This window comes from Priestia sp. P5_B4 (assembly GCF_056400385.1).
Genome location: NZ_JBFULJ010001299.1, coordinates 1 through 776 on the forward strand (window position 1 = coordinate 1; position 776 = coordinate 776).

The 776-nt window shown below is 67.5% G+C and carries 1 protein-coding gene; it reads left to right on the plus strand.

Features of this window, described 5'->3' with window-relative positions; all coding sequences use genetic code 11:
• Positions 1-776 (plus strand): sulfotransferase (locus tag AC1DRF_RS30605; protein WP_477742649.1); only part of this gene is annotated, 776 nt, incomplete at both ends.

Below are 776 nucleotides of genomic sequence, written 5' to 3' on the forward strand. Positions count from 1 at the left end.
ATGCGCGCGCTTCGGCACGCGGCCTGCGGGCGAATGCCTCGCCGCATGAAGTGCTGGTCGTCGCGAGCGGCCTGATTTCCACCGGCGAGTACGCGACGTGCGCGCGGCTGCTGGCATCGCTGGATCCGCGCATGGGCCTGGATGCGACGCAACTGACCGGCGTGGCCGAGCAGGCGATGATGCTGGACGATCCAGCGACGGCGTTGCGGTGGCTCGATGTGGCGGACGATGCGAAGGTGCGCAGCCCCGCGCTGTCCTTCCTGCGCGGCAATGCACTCAAATTCACGGGGCGTCTCGATGCAGCCGCCACCGCCTTCGAAGACGCGATCACGCTGGAGCCGGGTCATCCCGGTGCGCACTTCGCACTGGCTTCGCTCGATCTTGCGGAAGGGCGCGCCGCGCGCATTGCGCGACTGGAACGCCTCGTCGCGAGTAACGCCGACGTCGGCGCCGTCTCCGCGTGGTCGTACGCGTTGTTCCGCGAACTCGACCATGCCGACGAACCCGAACGTGCGTGGCCGCACCTGGCGCGTGCGATGGCAATGCGCAAGGCGACGAGCCGTTACGACGCCGCGCGCGAAGACGCGATCTTCGACGACATCATCGATGCCGCACGCCCGGACACCATTGCTCGCGAGGCCGTCGATGCCGAGCGGATTCCGCTCTTCATCATCGGCTTGCCGCGTTCGGGCACGACCGTCGTCGAGCGCATCCTCGGCAATCACGCCGACGTGGCGAATTGCGGCGAGTTGAACGAACTGCGCATGGCCTACAAA